We start from the raw sequence: 21,677 nt of genomic DNA on the forward strand, positions 1-21,677 counted from the left end.
AAATGTGTGGATTCAGCTTGGTTGTGATGGGTGCGGCACCTCAGGACTGACAAGAGAGTACCGCCCTCAGCGGGCTTGCTGGCCGTTTTCGCCTTGGCGTCCTATTGTGGTTCAGCTTGGGGCGGCAGCAATGCTCTCGGGCGGCAGCGCGCATGTAAGGCAGTTGCAACAGGGATTCAGTTCCCTGGAATTCGCTTAAATTGAAAGGAATTGGAGGTTTATTTGCTGGAGTTGGCGGGGATTTCGCGGTTTTTCCCTGTGTGCCGGAGCCCTTGGGCGCCACAAGTCCTGCACCCGGCCGGCCATTCCAGCGTCGCACCACGGCAGCACAAGCAGCTCCGGACGCGCCGCAAGCGTCCCTTTACCGGCGTGGCGAATGCCGCGCCTTCCCCTTTCGACGATGGAGAATGCTCATGAAAAAGTACGGATCGGCTAAATGGCAAGGCGGCATCAAGGACGGCCAGGGCAGCATCTCGGCAGAGAGCGGCGTGCTCAAGGATGCGCCCTACGGTTTCAAGGCCCGCTTCGAAGGCGGCCCCGGCACCAATCCCGAGGAACTCATCGGGGCGGCCCATGCGGGATGCTTCTCCATGGCGCTATCCCTGATCCTGGGCGAGGCCAAGATGGTTGCCGAGAGCATTGCCACCAAGGCCACGGTCACGCTCGACAAGGACGGCGGCGGCTTCACCATCACTGCCGTGCACCTGGACGTGACGGTGCGCGTGCCCGGGGCCGACAAGGCGGCGGTAGAGCAATGCCTGCAAGGGGCCAAAGCCGGCTGCCCGGTGTCCAAGCTGCTAAAGGCGGAAATCACCATGGACGCCAAGGTGGAAACCTGATCGGGCCACGGCGGGCGCAGGCCCGGGGGCCGGCGCCCGGTCAATAGGCCAATAGGCCAATAGGTCGGGCGTGGCCATCCTGGCTTCCTATAATGAAGATTCGCCGTCCCGCGCCGCACCTGGCGCGGGACCGCGCGGGCGTTCAATGGACTGAACGCGTCTCCTATATCCAGACCTTCCACGATAAGGCAGACATCATGCATAGCAGTGAAGCAGTCCTGACTCAGGCTAGGGCGGCCATCGCCCACGTGCCTTTCCACAGCCATCCCATCCATCCCACCATCCACCTGCGCCTGAGCGACGGCGCGCTGATTCTCGAAGGCGAAGTCCCCGATATTGTCGACAAGAGCCGCGTTGCCGCGTCGGTACGCCGTGTCGACGGTGTGTCTGCCGTGATCGATCACCTGCGCGTTGCCGATGGCGGCGCGGCGGTTGGCGACGGCGAACTACGCAATGCCATCTGCGTGCGGCTGCTGCAGGCGATCGACTTTCGCAATTGCCGCATCTGCGCGCACGCCAAGGGGAGGATCGAACCCGTGCGCGAAGCCGTTGGCGAGTCCAGCGGAGAGATCGCCGTCGAAGTTGTCGACGGCGTGGTGACCCTGCGCGGCCACGTGATCAGCCTGTCGCACATGCGCCTGGCCGGTGTGCTGGCGTGGTGGTCGCGAGGTTGCCGCTGCGTGGTCAACGAGCTGGTGGTGGCCCCGGCCGAGGCCGACCGCGACGACGAAGTCACGGAAGCGCTGAAGCTGGTGCTGGAGACCGACCAGTTCGTCGATGCCGACCGCATCCGCGTGCAGACCAAGGACCGCGTTGTCACGCTCGAAGGCTACGCCGCTACCGAAGCCGGCAAACGCCAGGCGGAGCGCGATGCCTGGTACGTGTTTGGTGTCGAGGACGTGGTCAACCGCATCGTGCTGAGCAACTAAGCGCCACTGCCTACGTTACTTCCCAGGTTCGCAGGTTCGCAAGTTCACAGATTCAATAGCCGGATCGGATCATGCCGTGCCCGCCGGGCGCGGCATGTCCTCCACGCGCCAGTAGCGCCGCTGCGAGCGCAGCGCAAAGCGCGCCCGATAGCTCGACATCGACATCCCCGTTGCCCGCTGGAACAGCCGCCTGAACGCCGCCGCGTCACTGTAGCCGCAGGCTTCGGCCACCGCCTGCGAGCCATGCAGCGTCACCTCCAGCAGGGTCTTGGCACGCTCCACGCGCAGCCCGTGCAGGTATTCCAGCGGCGTCATGCCGCTGACCTGCCGGAAGTGCCGCAGCAAGGTCCGCTCGCTCACGGCCGCCGCCTGCGCCACCAGCGCCAGCCGGTACGGCGTATCCACGTTGGCCTGCAGCCATCGCATGGCGCGGTAGACGGGGCTGTCGGCGGTCTTGCTGAGCCAGCGTTGCGACACCAGCTCAGGCGTGAGCTGCTGGCGCTCGGCCTGGTACAGCAGCATGCGCGAGCAGGTCTGCGCCAGGTCCGGGTCATGCAGGTGCCCCAGCACGCGCAGCATGAACTCCGTCTGCAGCGCCGGCGCTACGCAGCCAAACACGCGCTGGTGCAAGCCCATCGGCTCGCTCGCGGAAAAATCGCAGCGCGGATAGCGCTTGGCCATCCAGCTCTGGAAGGTCCACGGTGCGCCCATGCGCGCGCCATCCAGCAGGCCCAGCTCCGCGGGAAAAACGATGCCGCTCGCGCCCGCCGCGATCCATCCGCCCGCCTGCGCGTGCCGCTCCAGCAAGCGCAGCGCCTGGCCCGCGCCGCCCAGGATCTCGCCCAGGTGCGGGGCATTGCGCGCAAGCACGCCCGGCACCACCACCAGCGCATTGCCGTCTTCGGTGGCGCGCCGCCGCCGCGCGGGCTCCAGCCCCAGGGCGGGCAGGGCCAGCGCGCGGCCTGATGGGCCGATCACGGTCCAGCTCAGGTCGCGGTCCGCATCCGGGCGTTGCAGCCGGGCCACCCCGGCTGCTGCGCGCAGCACATCCAGCGCGCCGAACAGCATGCCGGGCATGGCCTCGGGCAACCACAGCAAGCGCACGTGCAGCGGCACGGGGCGGCTGGCGGAGGGCGGCTCGGGCAGGGCGGTAGTGGCAGGAGAGGCAGAAGAGGGAGGCATGGCGGGATCGGCATTCCAATTGGCGGGATTGATCCTACCTTGCCGCGCCCGCAAGGGCTAGCATCGTCGCTCGGCGAACCACCGCCCTAACCACAATAACGATCCAAGCAACAGGAGACTTCATGCAGCCATCCCTGCGCCGACTTACCCATACCGCTGTGGCAGCGCTCGCGCTGGCCTTCGGGGCAGCCGGCAGCGCACGCGCCGCGGACACGCAACTGCTGAATGCGGCCCGCGCGGCCGAGCCCGCGTTGATCCAGTCGCTCAAGGACATGGTGTCGATCGAGTCCGGCAGCACCAATGCGGCCGGCCTGGCGCAAATGGCCAGTTTCACGGAAGCACGCCTCAAGGCGCTGGGCGCGACCACCGAGCGCATCGCCGTGACGCAAGGCCCCGGCACCATGGTCAAGGGCACGCTCACCGGTACGGGCAAGCGCCGCATCATGCTGATCGCGCATATGGATACGGTCTACGGCCCCAACACGCTGGCCACCCAGCCGATCAAGCTGGACGGCAACCGCCTGTACGGCCCCGGCATAGCCGACGACAAGGGCGGCATCGCGGTCATCCTGCATGCGCTGGCCATCCTCCAGGCAACCGGGTGGAAGGACTATGCGCAGATCACCGTGCTGTTCAACCCGGATGAGGAAGTGGGCTCGCTGGGTTCCGGCGACACCATCGCCAAGCTCGCGGAGCAGCACGACGTGGTGCTGTCCTGCGAGCCGTCCGCGGGCTCGGTGGTCATGAAGGGCCAGCCGCTGCTGCTGGCCGCGGCCGGCGTTGCCACGGCCACGCTGGATGTGAAGGGCCGTGCCGCGCATGCGGGTGCCGCACCGGAGCTGGGCCGCAACGCGCTCTATGAACTCTCGTACCAGATGCTGCAAACGCGTGAAGTGGCCAAGGACGTGCCGGGCGCCGCGCTGATCTGGACCCAGGCCAACACCAATGGCCCGCTGAACCAGATCACCGAAAAGGCCAGCGCCGTGGGCGACGTGCGCCTGACCCAGCCCGACGCGCAGGACAAGCTGCAGGCCGCGCTGCAAGCCAAGGTCAGCGCAAGCAAGCTGGTTCCCGATACCGAAACCACGGTCAAAGTCATCTCCGGGCGTCCGCCCTACGTGAGCGATGCGCGCAGCCGCGCGCTGGCGGCAAAAGCCCAGGCGATCTACAAGGAGATCGACCGCGAGCTGACCCTGGTGCCGCAGACCGGGGGCGGCACCGACGCCGGCTTCGCCGTGCGCTCGGGCAAGGCCACGGTGCTGGAGAGCTTCGGCCTGGCGGGCTTCGGCTACCACGCCCGCGACGAATACATCGAGATCGACTCGATCGTGCCGCGGCTCTACCTGATGTCGCGCATCCTGCAGGAAATCGGGCGCAACTAAGGCGCTTGGGCCCGTCGGCAGCGCCCTTGCGCTGCCGCGCGCCCGCGCTAGCATCGCCCGGCAGGCATCCCGGCTTGCCTTCGCAACGACCAAATCCTCCACAGGAGACACCATGCATCCCTCCCTGCGCCGGCTCACCCAGGCTGCCATCGCCACCCTGATCCTCGCCACTGGCGGTGTCCACGCCGCCCACGCCGCCGATGCCCAGTTGCTGGCCGCCGCACGCACTGCGGAGCCCTCGGTGATCCAGTCGCTCAAGGAGATGGTATCGATCGAGTCCGGCAGCGCCAATGCAGCGGGCCTGGCGCAGATGGCCAGCTACACCGAAGGCCGGCTGGCGGCGCTGGGCGCCCACACCGAGCGCATCGCGGTCACCAAGGGCCCGGGCATCATGGTCAAAGGCACGCTGACCGGCACGGGCAAGCGCCGCATCATGCTGATCGCGCATATGGATACGGTCTATCCGGCCAACATACTGGCAACGCAGCCCATCAAGCAGGACGGCAACCGGCTCTACGGCCCCGGCATCGCCGACGACAAAGGCGGCATCGCGGTGATCCTGCATTCACTGGCCATCCTCAAGGCGGCCGGCTGGAACGACTATGCCCAACTGACGGTACTGTTTAACCCCGACGAGGAAGTCGGCTCCATCGGCTCCGGCGAGACCATCGCCAAACTGGCCGACCAGCACGACGTCGTGCTGTCGTTCGAGCCCACCGCTGCCAAGGCCGTGGTCAAGACCGAGGCCCTGCTGATGGGCGCCAGCGGCACGGCCACCGCCGTCATGGCCGTGAAGGGGCGCGCCTCGCACGCCGGCGCCGCACCGGAGCTGGGCCGCAATGCGCTGATCGAGCTGGCCTACCAGCTGCAGCAAACGCGCGACGTGGCCAAATCCGTGCCGGGCACCCAGCTCAACTGGACCACCGCGCAGGCCGGCGAGGTCCGCAACCAGATACCCGAGCACGCCACCGCCATCGGCGACGTGCGCACCACGGTAAAGGACGCCGCCGGCAAGCTGCAGGCCGCGCTGCAAAAGAAGGTAGACGAAGGCAAGCTCGTCCCCGACACGCAAACCACGGTGACCATGGAAACCGGCCGGCCGGCGTTTGTCGCCAACGCGCGCGGCCGCGAACTGGCGCAGCGCGCGCAAGCCATCTACGCCGAGCTCGATGGCCGCCAGCTGGCACTGGCGGAAGGCACCGGCGGCGCCACCGATGCGGGCTTCGCCGGGCGCTCCGGCAAAGCGGTGGTGGTGGAGAGCTTCGGCCTGGCGGGCTTCGGATACCACGCGCGCGATGAGTACATCGAGATCGATTCCATCGTGCCGCGCCTCTACCTGCTCACGCGCATCCTGCAGGAAATCGGGCGTAGCTGACGCCGCGCCTGTCTTGCGCGCTAAAGGCTCGCGGACATCTGCCGTTAATGGAGGTAGTGTGGGAGATAGTCTGAATTCCGTTCTTAGCGATATGTATCTATTCTGATTATTCCTATTGATTCAGGTGCCTAGGACTAGGATTGGGATTGTCTTAATCCTATTCTTAATCCTAGTCCTAATCCTAGGCGTTGCCTTTTATCCCGGCGTAAATAACACGCCGCGCGTCTGTTTTTCAATCCCCCTTCAGTAGGTCAAAGCCCCCCCCCTGCGCTGCGCCATTGCCCGCAATGCCGCTTGCAGCCGTCGATTGGCGGCGTGCGGCAGTGTGCAATGCCTGCTCTTGCGCGCTCGCAATACCCCTCTATTCGTACGTGTCCGATTGACCGCATCGCCGTCATCATTAAATATTGTCAATACATTCAAAGAGAGTGACGGTTGTCGCCAGTCATTCCGGCAAGGGTGCCAGTCATCAGGCAAGCACCGCTAATCCAGGGTCAATCCAATTATGAACAAGGGCAGTTTCCGCCTGGTCTACAGCAGGCATCGCGGGATGCTGGTCGCCGTTGAAGAATCGGCCGCCAGCATCGGAAAAGGACAGCAAGGCGGCGCACGCGCGCAACGGCGCAGCCGCCGGGCAGGGCAAGGACCGGCGGCTATCGCATCGATGGCGGCCGCGCTGCCAGCCATGCCGCACGCGCGCTTTGCCTCGTTTGCCTCCACTGCCTCGCTTGCCCTGCTCGGGCTGGCTGCCCCGGCCACTGCCCAGATCGTGGCGGACCCCAATGCCGGCGCCAACCGTCCCGGCGTGATCCAGACCAGCAACGGCCTTGCGCAAGTCAACATCACGCGGCCCTCGGGTGCGGGCGTATCCACCAACGCCTACACCCAGTTCGACGTGCCCAAGGGCGGCGCGATCCTCAACAACTCGCCCACCATCGTCTCGACCCAGCAAGCCGGTTTCGTCAACGGCAACCCCAACCTGCTGCCGGGCCAGAACGCGCGCATCATCGTCAACCAGGTCACCAGCGCGCTGCCCAGCCAGTTGCGCGGCTACCTGGAAGTAGCCGGCGCCCGGGCCGAAGTGGTGGTAGCCAACCCCAACGGCATCATGGTGGACGGCGGTGGCTTCATCAATACCAGCCGCGCCACGCTGACCACCGGCGTGCCCGTGTATGGCGGCACCGGCAGCCTCGACGCCTTCCGCGTCACCGGCGGCCAGATCTCGGTGCAGGGCGCTGGGCTGAACGCCGGCAACGTCGACCAGGTAGACCTGATCGCCCGCAGCGTCACGGCCAACGCGGCCATCTATGCCAACAACCTCAACGTCATCGCCGGCGCCAGCCAGGTAGACCGCGCCACGCTGGCCGCCACGCCCATTGCCGGGACTGGTCCCACGCCCGGCATCGGCATTGATGTGAGCCAGCTAGGCGGCATGTACGCCAACAAGATCCTGCTGGTCGGCACCGAGGCTGGCGTGGGCGTCAGCAACCGCGGCGTGCTGGCTGCGCAGGCAGGCGACCTGACGCTCAGCGCGCAGGGCCGGCTGGAACTCGCCGGCAAGACCAGTGCCACCGGCAACCTCGCCATCGCCTCGCGCGGTGGCGTGGAGAACAGCGGCACCACTTACGGCGCACAGGCGGTTTCGCTCGATACCGCGGGCGCGCTGGGCAACAGCGGCACGCTGGCGGCGCAGCAGGGCTTGCGCGTCAATGCGGGCAGCGTCGTCTCCAGCGGCACGTTGGGCGCAGGCGTCAATCGCGATGGCGCGATCGGCCAGCAGGCGGACCTGAGCGTGGTGGCGGCCGGCACGCTGTCGGCCAGCGGCAAGCACCTTGCGGGCGGCAATGCCAGCCTGCAGGGCACGGCGCTGCAGCTCGCCGGCAGCCAGAACGCGGCGCTGGGCAACCTCAGCCTCGCCGCCAGCGCGGGCGACATCAACCTGAGCGGCGCCAGCAGCCAGGCGGGCGGGGCGCTCAGTGCCAATGCCAGCGGGGCGCTCGTCAACGACCGGGGGCAGTTGACCAGCCAGGGCACCACCACCATCACGGCCAGCAGCGTCTCCAACCAGGGCGGACGGATGCTGGCGCAAGGCGCAGCCACGCTGCAGTCGGCCGGCGCCGTCAACAATCAGCAAGGTGAGTTGCAGGCGGGCGGCGCGCTCGCCGTCAACGCCGGCTCGCTGGACAACAGCGCGGGCCGCCTGGCCTCGCTCAATGCAGACGGCCTGTCTGTCACCACCACGGGCACGCTAGCCAATGCCGCCGGCACCACGGCCAGCGGCGCCAAGGGCGGCGTGATCGGCGGCAATGGCACTGTGCGGCTGAAGGCCGGCGCGCTGGCCAATGCCGGCGAGATCAACGCGCAGGCCAATGCCAGCTTGGATGCCGGGTCGCTGGACAACAACCGGGGCAGTGTGTCGGCGGGCGATGCGCTCACGGCCACCGTGGCGGGCGCGGCCAGCAATCGCCAAGGCACGATGTCGGGCGCCACGCTCAATCTGACGGCGGGCTCGCTCGACAATGCCACGGGCCGTATCGAAGGCGACCTGGTTGGCATCCGCACGGCGGGCGGCCTGGCCAACCACGGTGGGGCCATCAACCAGTTCGGCAAGGCCGACACCAGCATCAGCGCGGGTGGCGTCCTGGACAACACCTCGGGCACGCTGGCTACCAACGGCAAGAACCTGACGGTGGACGCGCAGTCGCTATCCAACGACAGTGGCCGCGTCGCGCACGCGGGCGACGGCACGCTGGCCGTGACCAGCCGTGGCGCGCTGGGCAATGCTGCGGGCACCATCCAGACCAACGGCGCGCTGGACCTGCGCGCCGCCGGCGCGGTGACCAACATGGCCGGCCGGATCGAAGCCGCCGGCACGCACGGGGCATTGTCGCTTGCCGCCGCGAGCGTAGACAACACCGCCGGGCGCATCGTCAATGCGGGCGACGGCTTGACCCGGGTCCAGGCGCAGCAAGCCTTGGTCAACGCCAATGCGGGCCGGATCGGCGGCAACGGCAAGGTAGAGCTGGCTGCCGGCACGCTGGCCAATCATGCACAGATCACCGCCAAGGGCGATGCCAGCCTGGAGGCACAGTCGCTGGACAACGGCCAGGGCAGCATCACGGCGGGCGAAGCGCTGACGGCCACCGTGGCGGGCGCGGCCAGCAATCGCCAGGGCACCCTGTCCGGTGGCATCGTCGACCTGTCGGCGGCGTCGCTGGACAACGCCGCCGGCCGCATCGACGGCGACCAGGTCGGCATCCGCACCACGGGCAATTTGTCCAACAACGGCGGCGCCATCAACCAGTTCGGCAAGGCCAATACGGTCATCAACGCGGGTGGCGCCTTCGACAACACCGCGGGCACGCTGGCCACCAACGGCAAGAACCTGACGGTGGACGCGCAGTCGCTGGCCAATGACGGCGGGCGCATCGCGCACGCCGGAGACGGCGCCCTGGCGCTGACGAGCCGGGGCGCGCTGGGCAATACAGCCGGCGCCATCCAGAGCAACGGCACACTCGCCGTGCAGGCGGCCTCGCTGGACAACACCCGGGGCAACCTGTCCGCGCAAGGCGCCGCCAGTGTTACCACGGGCGCAGATCTGATTAACCGCCAGGGCACGCTTTACGGCCAGTCCGGCCTGTCGCTCACCAGCCAGGGCCAAGTGGACAACACCGGCGGCACGGCGCAGACCAGCGGTGATTTGTCGGTCGCTGCCGCTGGCACGCTGAGCAACGCCGGCGGCACGCTCACCGCCAACGGCGCGCACGGCAAGGCCACCGTCGCCGCATCCGGCATCGACAACCACGGCGGGCGGCTTGCCAACGCGGGCGACGGCGCCACCACCATCACCGCCGCCGGCGTGCTGGACAACACCAGCGGCACACTCGGCGGCAACGGCGACGTGACCCTCGCCGCCACCGATCTCGCCAACGCAACGGGCGCGCAGATTGCCGCGGCCGGCGCGCTCACGCTGGGCGTGACCCGCAGTGTGGACAATCGCAGCGGCAGGATCTACGGCGCCAAGGGCCTGACCCTCAACCAGGCCAGCACCACGCTCGCCAATGACGGCGGCAACGTGCTTGGCGGCACCAACGTGCAGCTCACCCTGGCATCCATGACCAACCAGGGCGGCGCGGTACGCGCCAACCAGGACGTGGGCGTGTCCAGCCTCGGCGGCACCGTCAGCGGCAGCGGCGAGATGACGGCGGGGCGCAACCTCTCGCTCAACGTAGCGGGCGACTATCTCAACGACGCCGCCAACAAGCTGCGCGCCGACGGCGAGCTGCAACTCCGTGCCAGCGGCGCGGTAACCAACACCGGCACGCTGGCGGCCGGCGGCAGCCTGGCCGTGCGCGGCGCCAATGTGAACAACGCCGCCGGCGCCGGCATCAATTCGCAGGCCACCACCGTCCAGGCCGACGGCACCATCACCAACGCCGGACGCATCGAAGGCAATGCCGTCAATACCATCAGCGGCGCACTGGCCAACACCGGCGCCGTAATCGGCAACACCGTGCAGGTGCAGGCAGCGGACGTGAGCAACACCGGCCCGGCCGCCGTCATCGCCGCCGCGCAGGACCTCAAGATCCATGCCTCAAACTCCGTCTCCAACCTGGACGGCGCGCTGATCTACAGCGCCGGCAACCTGCAGATCGCCCGCGACGGCACGCGCGACCCGGGCACCGGCATGCTGGCCAACCAGGTCGGCGTGCTCAACAACCGCTCGGCAACGATCGAGGCAGACGGCGATATCGACATCGCCGCGCGCACGGTCAACAACACGCGTACCAGCATCGTCACGGAGGCGGGCACGCCGCAGACCACGACGCAAACGCTGGAGGCCTGGTTTGGCAACATCCCGGATGCCGAACGGAGCAATCACCGAAGCGTGACCTTCCCCAGCTGGAACTGGAGCGGCGGACGCGCGTCCATCAGCGCGGACATGATGAATGCCCTGCGCAACCCGATCACAGTGGAGGTGCCCAAGTCGACCGTTACCAACGTGAACGCCGCAGCCAAAACGCTGACGCTCACGCAGGCACCGCAGGAGGAGTATGCACCCCCATTCCCCCTCTGCGACGGTATGGGGAACTGTGTCTATAGCGTGTTTCGCGCCCTCACGACCAACGCCACCCAACACTTCCAGGACATCCAGGACACCGGCACCACCTACAAGATCACCTTCTGGCCTGACTGGGATCCCGCCAAGCACCTCCGACCGGACCAGGTGCGCGTGCGCTACGACCTCGGCGAGGACGTTCACGACTACAACGAGATCGCCCGCACCACCGTCACCACCGTCGCCACCGACCGCCTGGTCAGCGCCACCGCGGCAGCCCGGGTCCAGGCCCGGGGCTCGATCCGCATCAACAGCGACGGTGGCAGCATCCTGAACCAGTCGTCCATCATGGCCGCCGGCGGCAACCTGTCCCGGCGCGCCGCCGGCGGCGGGGTACAGGACGTCGGCACGGTACTCCAGCAGACGGTCAGCACCACCGACACCTCCACCTTCTACTGGCACCAGAAATCCGGCGGCAACAGCGATCAGCAAACGGTGCCGTATCCGACCACGCCCCAGGCACCCACCACGGTGGCCGCGCTGCCGGCCCTTGCCACCGCCAACCAGGCGGTGCAGACCACCGCGCAGGACATCACCGTCGGCTCCGTCAACCGCATCGGCCAGACCGTCACTGGCAGCGGCGTGGCGGGCGGCAGCGCCTCCGGCACGCAGCTTGACAGCCTGGCGGGCACGGCCGGCGCCGCGCCAACCCTCGGCGCCGGCCCCGTCGCGGCCGCCACCGGCACCACCAACCGCCCGCAGACGCTCGGCACCGCCGCCGGCGGCATTCCCAACCTGACGCTGCCCGTCAACGGCCTGTTCACGCTGCGCCCGGCCCCGGCCACGCCCTACCTGATCGAGACCGACTCACGCTTCACCCAGTACAAGACCTTCCTCTCCAGCGACTACATGCTGGGCGCGCTCGGCCTGGACCCGCAGCAGGTGCAAAAGCGCCTCGGCGACGGCTTCTATGAAGAAAAGCTCGTCCGCGACCAGGTCACGGCACTAACCGGCCGTACCTTCCTGGCCGGCTACACCGACCAGATGAAGGAATACCAGGCCCTGATGAACAGCGGCGTGACCTACGCCAAATCCTTCGGCCTGTCCCCCGGCGTAGGCCTGTCCGACGACCAGATGCGCCAGCTCACCACCGACATGGTCTGGCTGGTAGCGCAAGACGTGACGCTGCCCGACGGCACGCATCAATCGGTGCTGGTGCCCAAGGTCTACCTGGCGCAATCCAGCGCCGTCGACCTCAACAGCACCGGCGCGCTCGTCACCGGCAACAGCGTCGCGCTCAATGCCACCGGCAACGTCAACAACAGCGGCCGCATCGTCGGCGACGTCGCCACACAGGTGCTTGGCAACAACATCGTCAACCGCGGCGCCATTGGCGACACCACCGGCACCACCGTGGTCCAGGCGCTGCAGGACGTACGCAACCTGGGCGGGCGCATCGGCGGCCAGGACGTCCTGGTGCAAGCCGGGCGCGACGTGGTCAACGAAACGCAGACCGTCACGGAAGTCCGCACGATTGGCCCCAACGGCTACAGCGCGGGCGCCACGGGCGTGGCCGCGGTGGCGGCGATTTCGGCAACCGGCAACGCCGTAGTGCTGGCCGGGCGCGACGTCACGCTCAGCGGCGCCGTGCTCGAAGCCGGCAAGGGCGCACTGATCGGCGCCGGCCGCGACCTCACCATTGGCGCGCTCACCCTCGGCACCACGCAGGACGCCGTCTCGCGCGGCGGGCAAAGCTATTCCCACGACAAGACCAGCACGGTGGCCGGCAGCACGGTGCAGGCTGGCGGCAATGTGGTGGCGGTGGCCGGGCGCGACGCCGCGCTGGCGGGGTCCAAGGTAGGGGCGGGCGGCGATGTCTCCCTCATCGCCGGGCGGGATCTCACCGTCACGGCCGCGAAGGACAGCACCGCCCACAGCGAAGGCTCGCTGGGCGGCAAGGGCGCGTCCTACGCGCAGTCCGCCTATGACGAAACCGTACGCGGCAGCACCGTGCAAGGCGGCACCAGCGCCACCCTGGCAGCCGGGCAAACCACGCTGGCAGCCGGCCTGCTGGGAGCCAGCGGCATCACCGCCGCGCCGGTCACAGGCACGGGCACTGGCAGCGTCACGCTGACCGGCTCGGAAGTCAGCGCCGGCAAGCCCGGCGTGAGCGGCGTGAGCGGCTCCGGCGTCAGCATCGTCGCCACCCAGGACATCACCATCGGCGAAGCCCGGGAAGTGCACGACGCCAGTTACGATGGCCGCAGCAGAAGCAGCGGCCTGCTCTCGCGCAGCTCCAGCCACGACCAGACCAGCAGCCATGCCGACCTTGGCGTCGGCAGCGTGGTCAGCGGCGACACCGTGCGCGTCACCGCTGGCAACGACCTCACCGTGCGCCAGAGCGGCATCGCCGCCACTGACGGCGTGTCCCTGGCCGCCACCAAAGGCAACGTGCTGATCACCGCCGGCCAGAACACCCGGGAAGAAAGCTACGCGCACGAGCAAAAATCCTCCGGCCTCTCTGCCTTTGCCGGCAAGGGCGGCATCGGCGTCTCGGTAGGCAGCAACCAGGCCAACAGCGCTGGGCACGCACTTGCCGTCACCCAGAGCGATGCGCGCAGCACCGTGGGCGCCACCAACGGCAATGTCACCATCAGCGCCGGGCGCGACGCCACCATCCTCGGCAGCGACCTGATCGCCGGGCGCAAGGAAGGCAACACCACCGCCGGCCATATCGACATCCAGGCGCAGAACATCGCCGTGCTGGCCGGCGTGGATCACATCACCCAGGAAAGCAGCCAGAGCAGCCGCTCCAGCGGCCTGTCCATGGCGCTCACCGGCACGCCGCTCGACACGGCGCGCAACCTCCAGGACATCCAGCGCAACCCCAGCGCCGTCACCCGCGCCAAGCAAACGCTCAATGAACTCGGCGCCGCCGCCTTCACCGCGCCGCAGGTCGGCATCACCTTTGGCAGCAACCGCAGCAGCAGCCAGGTGGAGACCGAATCGATCTCCCAAAAGGGCAGCCAGCTCACCGCCGCCGGCGATATCCGCCTGCGCGCCACCGGCAACGGCGACAAGGACGCCAACGGCAAAGCCACCGACGGCAATATCCTGATCGCCGGCAGCACCGTCAGCGCCGGCGCCGCCGCCATCCTCGACGCCCAGCGCGACGTCCTGCTGCAAGCCTCCACCGACAGCTACCGCGAAGCCACCAGCTCCAGCAGCAGCGGCTGGAGCTTGAGCACCGCCGCGCCCTCGCTTGGCGACATCGGCCGCTTTGTCGGCGGCGGCCCCAACAACGGCGGCGTCACCATGCTGCCGTATGGCAACCAGAAAGCCAGCGCCAGCGGCGATGCCAGCGCCACCCGGCAAAACGCCACGGTGGTCACAGGCAACACCGTCGCCGTCAAGGCCCGCAGCGGCGACATCACCATCGCCGGCAGCGGCCTGTCCGCCGAAGGCGACCTCACGCTAGCCGCGCTGCAAGGCAAGGTCGACATCCTCTCCGGCCAGGACAGCAAGACCAAGCGCACCGACAGCAGCGGCCGCCAGATTGGCGACCTGGGCGGCACCGGCTACACCGGCACCGTCGGCATCCGCACCGAATCCCACCACCTGGACACGGCGCAGACCACCGAAAACACCATTCGCAGCCAGGTGGTCAGCCAGAGCGGCAACGTCACCATCAGCGCCAAGGACGACCTCACCGCACGCGGCGCCGACATCGCCGCCGGGAAAGACGTCACGCTGATCGGCAAGAACGTGGTGCTTGACCCCGGCAAGGACACCGCAAACAGCCACCAGGTCGACAAAACCAGCCAGTACGGCGTCACGCTCGCCCTGTCCGGCTACGCGGTGACCGCCGCGCAAACCATCGAGAACGCCGCCCGCGGCATGGAAGACAGCAAGAACGACCGCCTGCGCGGGCTCTACGCGGCACAGGCCGCGCTTGCGGTCGCCAACGGCGTCAGCACCGTCCGGGACCTCGCCAGCGGCGGCACCGGCGGCACCGCGCTGATCAAAGCCACCGTCAGCATCGGCGGCGGCAGCTCCGAGTCCGAATCCCGCAGCCAGGCCAGCGCCAACCAAGGCACCACCGTCAAGGCCGGCAACGCCGTCACCATCGTCGCCGCCGGCTCCGGCGGCAAGGACGCCAACGGCTACGCCACCGACGGCGACATCACCGGGCACGGCGTACAGATCGACGGCAAGACCGTCACCCTCAGCGCCGCCCGCGACGTCAACCTGGAAAGCGCGCAAGACACCGCCAGCCAAAGCAGCAAGAGCGGCGGCAGCAACGCCAGCATCGGCGTGGGGCTGGCACTTGGCGGACAGCAAAACGGCTTCACGCTCGAACTCGCCGCCAGCCAGAACAAAGCCAAGGGCGACGGCGACTCCGTCACCAACCACAACAGCCATGTTAGCGCCAGCGACCAGCTCACCATCACCAGCGGGCGCGACACCAACCTCAAGGGCGCACAAGTCACTGGCGACACCGTGCGGGCAGACGTGGGGCGCAACCTCAATGTGGAAAGCCGGCAAGACACCGACAACTACCACAGCCGCGAATCGTCATCCGGCTTCCAGGCCAGCCTGTGCGTGCCCCCGATCTGCTACGGCACCACGGTCAGCGGCAGCGTAAGTGTATCGAGCGGCAACACCGACAGCACCTACAACTCGGTCAGGGAGCAAAGCGGCATCTACGCGGGCAATGGCGGGTTCCAGGTCAACGTCAAGGAGAACACGGACCTGAAGGGCGCGGTGCTGGCCAGCACGGCTGACGCTGGCAAGAACAGCCTCACCACTGGCACGCTGACCACTAGCGATATTGAGAACAAGGCGGAGTACAGCAGCAGTTCGTCCACCATTGCCGGCAGCTTCACCGCTGGCAAGAGCATGCCGGCCGTCAAAGACGGCGACACCCTGACCAAGGCACACATCGAGTGGGGCAACGGGAACCTGCTGCAGAACGGCGTCAACTCCCTGGCAGCCACGGCAGCAGGCAATGCGCAAAAACCGATCGAAGGCAATGCCGCCGGCACTACCCGGAGCGCTATTGCCAATGGCACGGTGACCATTACCAATGCTGAGGCGCAGAAGGAGAAGACTGGCAAGACCGTGGAAGAAGTGCTTGCCAGCTTGAATCGGGATACGGATGGCGCTAACCAGGCTATCGATAAGATCTTTGATGCGAAGAAGGTGAAGGAGCAGCAGGAGGAGAACAAGGTCCGGGCCGAACTGGTGCAGCAGTTGGCGCCGATGGTTTATGACAAGATCGGTGACATGCTGGTGGGCTCCTCGCCCGGCACCAAGGCCGCTGTTCACGCTCTGGTGGGCGGTCTGCTTGCCCAGGCGGCCGGTGGCAGCTTCGCTGCGGGCGCAGCAGGTGGAGCGGCGGCCTCGCTGGCAATGGAGGCTTTTGGTAAGGCGCTCCTCGATCAGCCGGGCCTGAGTGAGAACGATCGTAAGGCGTTGGTGCAGTTGGCTGGGCTGGTTGTTGGTGGGGTGGCGGGTGGCGCGGCAGGCGGGTCGGTTGCTGATGTTGCTGCGGGTGCGAATATTGGGAAGGTGGCGACGGAGAATAACTACCTGAACCACGTTGACCGAGAGGCTTTCGAAAAGGCAAAAGCAGCGTGCGGTTCGACAAACCCGAAGGCGTGCGAAGAGGCCAAGATCTACGCGGAAAAAGATCGAGAGAATGATCAAAATCTTGCCACTGCGGTGAATCGCTGTGAGCCGGGTACCGGATGCCGGGAGGTATCGGATTTCATTCTGAAGCAAATGAAATCCGCTGGCTGCGATGCGAATTCTTCGAGCGTAGATTGCGCCAAGCTGAGCAGCACTTGGCTTGTATCGCAAGCTAAGGCTCAGGGGCTCGAGACCCCGTTGCTATCGCCCGAGGATTTGATTCCAGGAAAAGGGTTTGTCTCACTCGCATCTTTTGGAATTAAAGCCGCCAAAGAAGCACTGCTCAAGTTAGGCGCACTTAATATTGCCAAGAAAGGAGAGGTGGATGCCGCAGAAATTATTGCCACTGCAGTGGTCAAAGACAATGTTCTGCCATACCTCAGTAACAAGTCGGCGCCCGAGATTCAAAAACGTCTATCCGATACAGTGGCTGCAGTACGAACCGAGTTACCCCTAGGCGGAAACGTTGGAATCGCAGAAATTAGGATTCCTGCTTTCTCTAGCGAACCATCTACAATGAAAGCATTCAGCGGGTATCATGATGCTGTCGGGGACTTCATTCCTAAGCCGATGGGAGATATGGACTCATGGTTGTTGAAGCCAGCGGAAGCAACATCAAAATATATTGGTGGTGAAATGGCATATTTGCGAGATGTTGATACTGAGTTTAAGATACTAGAAACGATTGCGCAGCGATTGGGTGGGGATAGAAATGTCGTCGGATCAATTAATCTTTTTTCTGAAAAGGCGGTCTGCCCAAGCTGCACCAGTGTGATTGTGCAGTTTAGAAATATGTTTCCAAATATTCAGTTAAATGTTTTTACACATTAAATTCTATGAAATCAACAAATAACTATTATAACCTATGTGAGTTGGTGCGCGAAACGTATTCTTCCGCAATTAAAAAAATGGGGTTTAGTCCCGGACAGGCATTTGCGTATACCTATGATTATGTTGAGCTGATATTTAGCGAGGGAAAGTTCCAAAAGCTATGTCTTCTGGTTTCTTTATTTTGTTGCGCAAAGGAAGGTATGATCGATATGAATATCGATGATTTATTCACTCAAGATGTGTTGGGGGAGCTGAAATCAGAAGTGGATGGATTTGATGCTGGAATTAATCCAGAGTACAGGGATTCTAGATTTACGGATGCCGACTTTCAAGCCGATCTACTTTTGGTTCGGGGTAGTTTTTTGTAAAACGAGGACGGTGCCGGATATTGAACCTATGATATTGGTATAGTTGAATAAGGCTTATAGCATCGCTAATGGTGAATAAAGTGGTGTTGTCGATTTTTCTGGGAGCTCGTTTGTATCGAGCGAATAGGATCTAGAAAATGGAGCCGGTCTTGCCATATATTTTTCTGATAGCTATCCCGGCAGTTGCACCCAGATAATCAGAGGTGAATCAAGGCCAACGCCAACCAGGCTATTGGCAAGATATTCGAGCGCAGAAGGCGAAGGACGAGCAGGGGCAGAAGTGATGGGATCCGAAGATACAAAGCAAGGGCGAGAGTTGCTTGATGTTATTGAAAAATTCGGTCAGCTCGCTTGGCAAAAAACTGAATCTAGATATCAAGAAATTCAATTTAGAGGTCAGCAACCGAAAATGGAAGATAGGTCGGCGATGCCGCCTTATACTAGCTTTCGATTTGAGAGTGAAGATCCAGAAGTGATTCATAGACTTAGATTCGCGGTAGAAACATACAGCGGAGAGATTGAGTGGGTCATGGAAGGACACTCGCGAGATATGTTTCCGGGAACAACAAACTGGATTATCTATCCAAAGAGAACATCTGAATATCGGAAAATTGCTATCGATGCTGGCATGACGGTCGGCCAATATATGGCACTGAACTATCCGGAGTTTGGGCCGATAGCCTACGCTGATCTTTTGGGGTTGGTTTCACACGTTCGCTCAGTATTTTCAGGTGAGCAACTGTAAGGTAATTCCCTCGTTATATCGATTGACGGATTCGGAGGCGAGTGCCCGTTCAGTCTGTCCATTTTGGACGTCCGCGCAAAGCACCGCGAGCGCTGCCCGAACAAGCCCCCATCTCCTGATTATTGGATTTGTGGCGCGAACGATAAAGTGAGGGGGTTAGTTTTTTGAGAAAGTCGGTGATATTGGCAGTGCATACAATTATCTATGCATTGGCAATGCGCGCCCGCGTCCATCTACAGTTGGTTATAGCGGATGGACCCGAAAAGGTGAGATGAAAGCGGAGCGGAGATGGATGTATATGACCTACAGTATCCTGGGATCTATGCCTTCAAAAACACTTGCCCTGTTGTTTCAAGAGTCCCAAGGTCAGCCGGTAATTCTCGATGATGTGTCCGTGGTGCCGATACATCGGCTCCCTCTGGCAGCGGGGAAATGGCACGTCGGTCTGGAGCGAGTATCAGCCAAGAATAGTCCAGTTCAAGGACTTAGACTAAAGGTTGATCGTGGTTATATCACCGTCGCAGGTCAGAGGCAGAAAGATATCGTTCTATGGGCAGATACCAGTCCAGATGTTGTTGATCTGGAGAAAGTGCCTCGGACACAGTCTTGAAGGCCTGGAATGTGTGGCGAGTTGACGGGGTGATTCAGGCTTGGATCGGCAACGCCGGCATGATTGTCGAGGGTAATGCAGAAAAAATTAAATTTCGTTGCAGTGATGGAACGTCGGAACCAGAATTTGATGATTTTATCGCATTGCTCATGATCGAATCGAAATTGAACTAGTTTGAGTAACTGCACGTGAGGTGGTCAAGAATATCAGTTGTGAAAGGTGGCTGGTATGGCAAGTAGTATCTTTGTTCCCCTTCATGCGGTTCCGTCGGGGCTCAGCGAGATTATTAATTTGATTGCCTCCGGGTTCTCAGATATTGGTAGATCAGTGCCAAATATATACAGCAGTAAATCATCAGATATTGATAAGGGCTGGAAAGATTGCTTCGTTTTCGTAGAGGACGTTGGTACTGGTGAGAAGTGCTGGGTTTCGTTTTGTGAGACAACTCCCGATGTCACGGGGGATGATAAATGGATGTGGTTGGCTGGCGTAACAACAAGAGGAGAATGGGCTTTTGCAGGCGTTGTTGCATACGCACTATGTAGTTACGCCGATTCTATTGTCTACAATGATTCAGGTGCATTACCCGGTCAGGATGAATACTCAGCTAAGGAGCTAAAGTCCATTTTATCCAGTGATTAAGTCGGAAATTTTCCAAAGCCTGGATTGAGGCGAGTGAAGGGTGTTTCGGTGATACGCCGAAGAACCGTGTGTTACTTTCGAGAGTGGTCGGGTAAATTACATGCTGTGATTCTCGTATTTCGGCAAAATCCATTCCATTGGGAGCGGAGTATTGATTCCGGCGGGATAACCACTTCTAGCAAGTTAACGGGGCTGCAGTAATGGGATCTGACGATGCAAAGCAAGGACGGGAGCTGCTTGATTTTATTGAAGAGCTCGGTCCGCTGGCTTGGAAAAGATTTGAGTCAAGATATCCGATTTTCAAATTCAAAGATCAAGATCCAATAAGTGAGGATCGATCTAAAGTTCCGCCTTTCACCAGTTTTAGATTTTTGGATGAAAATCCTGAAATAATATCAAAAATTAAGTCGGCTGTGGATGAATTTGAGGGAAATGTCAAGTGGGTAATGGTGGGGCATTCTCGGGATTCGTTCCCAGGAACCACCAATTGGATGATTTGCCCAAAACTAGTTATTGATTTATCCGAAGTGGCGCGAGAGGTCGGGGTTCCTGCTGAGCAGTATGTGGGGGACGAATATCCGGACTTGGGGCCGTTGGCTTATGCGGATCTATGTGGCTTGGCACAGCATTTGAAAGCGGTGTTTTCAAAAAAATAGCCGCTCGTGGATCATAAGTTATTGATTTTACAATGGTTTCAAGGTCAGGAGCGGATGCAAGAACGACGCGCAGTATTTGAGTAATGCCTCTCCATCGGTGCTCCTTGGGAAGCATGATTATGAATTTGAAAATTGAGTTCGCAGAAAACCTAGTTTCGCTGAGCCTGATCAGGCAGAAGAACATTCCATGCCTGTGCCGTGTATCCGGGTCGCTGTTTGAAGTCGTCTTTCAATCGCCTCTTCAAGACGTGGTCGGCGTCGTTGATGGATGGGATCGTATGTTGCTTGAAGAGCGGGCTGTAGCGGGTGCTGGTGGGAATTTTACCCACTACAAGCACGGAATGGTGACACTGAGTGAAATTCAGATGGGGCTCTACAAGATCATTGATCTTTCATTTTTCTATTTCGATTACGGGTGGTGTCCTATATTGACCAGCGGGGTTTATGCGCCACCTGGAAATTTTTGGGATGATGAGGTGGAGGATACGATCGGTAGGTTATAGATGTAGCGGCAAAATATATTTCCCCGAGAGGGAGTAGCGTTCTTCGCGCGTAATTTCGATATGGCGGCGCGTGGGTCATTGAGTATGCCGATCGTAATCAGACGTTGGCGCATAGAGCTACACGCAATTTAACTTTCTCTAAAAATAAAATCATGAAAAATCTGTTCTTAATCGGTCTTTGCCTTTCCGCCACCACCGCTTTCGCGGCCAGCCCGGTCCTCCTGGAAACCCCAGTCACCTACGCTCCGGGCGCCAGCGTAGTCGACCAGGTCAAGTCCGAATGCCAGATCGAGAACATGTTGACCACCCGCGTCGGCGATGTACTGCGCAAGCGGAACAAGACCGGCGACGGCACGGTCGCGTCCACGGGCGATGCCAACGGTGCACAGGTGCTCCGGCTGCAAATCACCCACATTCTTGGTGTTGGCGGCGGTGCCTGGACTGGCCCTAAAGCTATCACTGTGACTGCCGATCTACTTGAAGGCGGCAAGGTGATCCGCAATACCAAGATCAACCGGTGGTCGGTGGGTGGGATGTGGGGTGGCTTCAAGGGGACGTGCTCCATCCTTGACCGTACCGCCGTTGCCATAGGGAAGGATCTGGGGCGTTGGGTTGCCGATCCGTCCTATGTGATCAAGGAGGAGGCGCCGCCCAAGGAGGCTGCCGAGGCGGCGGCGGAAGCCGCGCCGGCTTCTGCGGTTGCTCCGGCTAGCGTGGAGTAGCGCTCTGCCATTGTTTTCTTGTCGGGCTGGGGGCGCGGGCGTTGTGCGTAACGCAGAGCGCGCGACCCCTTGGCCGGACGTCGTATCCGGGCGTGCATTTCCCGGGGTTGTCAGCAAGCAAATATAAAGAAATAAAGAAGTCA

General features: G+C 63.0%; 14 protein-coding genes. 13 read left to right on the forward strand and 1 reads right to left on the reverse strand.

Going from position 1 to position 21,677, the window contains the following annotated elements:
• Positions 1-413: 413 nt before the first annotated feature.
• Both ACX12D_RS23095 and ACX12D_RS23100 read left to right on the forward strand, forming a co-directional pair.
• Complete coding sequence (locus ACX12D_RS23095; RefSeq protein WP_441636005.1) at positions 414-839, forward strand: OsmC family protein; 426 nt, start codon at positions 414-416, stop codon at positions 837-839.
• Positions 840-1,036: 197 nt separating this feature from the next.
• Positions 1,037-1,768: a BON domain-containing protein gene (locus ACX12D_RS23100; protein ID WP_459376497.1), complete on the forward strand. Its 732-nt coding sequence runs from the start codon at positions 1,037-1,039 to the stop codon at positions 1,766-1,768.
• Positions 1,769-1,837: 69 nt separating this feature from the next.
• Here ACX12D_RS23100 and ACX12D_RS23105 read toward each other — a convergent pair whose 3' ends face one another.
• On the reverse strand, positions 1,838-2,950 hold the full coding sequence (locus ACX12D_RS23105; protein WP_459375800.1) for a GlxA family transcriptional regulator: 1,113 nt from the start codon (positions 2,948-2,950) through the stop codon (positions 1,838-1,840).
• A 122-nt stretch (positions 2,951-3,072) separates the two neighbouring features.
• On the opposite strand from ACX12D_RS23105, the gene ACX12D_RS23110 reads away from it, so the two are divergent.
• From ACX12D_RS23110 to ACX12D_RS23160, 11 genes are all read left to right on the forward strand, one after another.
• Entirely contained in the window at positions 3,073-4,332 is a 1,260-nt protein-coding gene (locus tag ACX12D_RS23110; protein WP_459375801.1) for a M20/M25/M40 family metallo-hydrolase, read from the forward strand.
• 112 nt (positions 4,333-4,444) lie between these two features.
• A complete protein-coding gene (locus ACX12D_RS23115; protein WP_459375802.1) occupies positions 4,445-5,707 on the forward strand; it encodes a M20/M25/M40 family metallo-hydrolase in 1,263 nt (420 codons plus the stop codon).
• Between the two features lie 505 nt (positions 5,708-6,212).
• The gene (locus tag ACX12D_RS23120; RefSeq protein WP_459375803.1) at positions 6,213-17,288 is read left to right on the forward strand and encodes a hemagglutinin repeat-containing protein; all 11,076 of its coding nucleotides are present in this window, start codon (positions 6,213-6,215) and stop codon (positions 17,286-17,288) included.
• Between the two features lie 5 nt (positions 17,289-17,293).
• On the forward strand, positions 17,294-17,656 hold the full coding sequence (locus ACX12D_RS23125) for a hypothetical protein (protein ID WP_459375804.1): 363 nt from the start codon (positions 17,294-17,296) through the stop codon (positions 17,654-17,656).
• Between the two features lie 283 nt (positions 17,657-17,939).
• Positions 17,940-18,401: a hypothetical protein gene (locus tag ACX12D_RS23130; protein ID WP_459375806.1), complete on the forward strand. Its 462-nt coding sequence runs from the start codon at positions 17,940-17,942 to the stop codon at positions 18,399-18,401.
• A gap of 298 nt (positions 18,402-18,699) precedes the next feature.
• Complete coding sequence (locus ACX12D_RS23135; protein ID WP_459375807.1) at positions 18,700-19,011, forward strand: hypothetical protein; 312 nt, start codon at positions 18,700-18,702, stop codon at positions 19,009-19,011.
• Positions 19,008-19,184, forward strand: coding sequence for a hypothetical protein (locus ACX12D_RS23140; protein ID WP_459375808.1), 177 nt, complete (start codon positions 19,008-19,010; stop codon positions 19,182-19,184). The genes ACX12D_RS23135 and ACX12D_RS23140 overlap by 4 nt, the downstream gene beginning before the upstream one ends.
• 55 nt (positions 19,185-19,239) lie before the next feature.
• Positions 19,240-19,653 carry a hypothetical protein gene (locus ACX12D_RS23145; protein WP_459375809.1) on the forward strand — a complete coding sequence of 138 codons (414 nt, stop codon included), beginning with the start codon at positions 19,240-19,242 and terminating at the stop codon, positions 19,651-19,653.
• Positions 19,654-19,853: 200 nt separating this feature from the next.
• Positions 19,854-20,309, forward strand: coding sequence for a hypothetical protein (locus ACX12D_RS23150; RefSeq protein WP_459375810.1), 456 nt, complete (start codon positions 19,854-19,856; stop codon positions 20,307-20,309).
• A gap of 119 nt (positions 20,310-20,428) precedes the next feature.
• The gene (locus ACX12D_RS23155; protein WP_459375811.1) at positions 20,429-20,812 is read left to right on the forward strand and encodes a hypothetical protein; all 384 of its coding nucleotides are present in this window, start codon (positions 20,429-20,431) and stop codon (positions 20,810-20,812) included.
• Between the two features lie 152 nt (positions 20,813-20,964).
• The gene (locus tag ACX12D_RS23160; protein ID WP_459375812.1) at positions 20,965-21,534 is read left to right on the forward strand and encodes a hypothetical protein; all 570 of its coding nucleotides are present in this window, start codon (positions 20,965-20,967) and stop codon (positions 21,532-21,534) included.
• The last annotated feature ends 143 nt before the right edge of the window (positions 21,535-21,677 follow it).

Source organism: Cupriavidus sp. PET2-C1 (genome assembly GCF_054515855.1).

Coding starts and splice junctions, on each gene's coding strand:
- ACX12D_RS23095 (WP_441636005.1), top strand. CDS start 414: ATGAAAAAGTACGGATCGGCTAAATGGCAAGGCGGCATCAAGGACGGC.
- ACX12D_RS23100 (WP_459376497.1), top strand. CDS start 1,037: ATGCATAGCAGTGAAGCAGTCCTGACTCAGGCTAGGGCGGCCATCGCC.
- ACX12D_RS23105 (WP_459375800.1), bottom strand. CDS start 2,950: ATGCCTCCCTCTTCTGCCTCTCCTGCCACTACCGCCCTGCCCGAGCCG.
- ACX12D_RS23110 (WP_459375801.1), top strand. CDS start 3,073: ATGCAGCCATCCCTGCGCCGACTTACCCATACCGCTGTGGCAGCGCTC.
- ACX12D_RS23115 (WP_459375802.1), top strand. CDS start 4,445: ATGCATCCCTCCCTGCGCCGGCTCACCCAGGCTGCCATCGCCACCCTG.
- ACX12D_RS23120 (WP_459375803.1), top strand. CDS start 6,213: ATGAACAAGGGCAGTTTCCGCCTGGTCTACAGCAGGCATCGCGGGATG.
- ACX12D_RS23125 (WP_459375804.1), top strand. CDS start 17,294: ATGAAATCAACAAATAACTATTATAACCTATGTGAGTTGGTGCGCGAA.
- ACX12D_RS23130 (WP_459375806.1), top strand. CDS start 17,940: ATGGGATCCGAAGATACAAAGCAAGGGCGAGAGTTGCTTGATGTTATT.
- ACX12D_RS23135 (WP_459375807.1), top strand. CDS start 18,700: ATGACCTACAGTATCCTGGGATCTATGCCTTCAAAAACACTTGCCCTG.
- ACX12D_RS23145 (WP_459375809.1), top strand. CDS start 19,240: ATGGCAAGTAGTATCTTTGTTCCCCTTCATGCGGTTCCGTCGGGGCTC.
- ACX12D_RS23150 (WP_459375810.1), top strand. CDS start 19,854: ATGGGATCTGACGATGCAAAGCAAGGACGGGAGCTGCTTGATTTTATT.
- ACX12D_RS23155 (WP_459375811.1), top strand. CDS start 20,429: ATGAATTTGAAAATTGAGTTCGCAGAAAACCTAGTTTCGCTGAGCCTG.
- ACX12D_RS23160 (WP_459375812.1), top strand. CDS start 20,965: ATGAAAAATCTGTTCTTAATCGGTCTTTGCCTTTCCGCCACCACCGCT.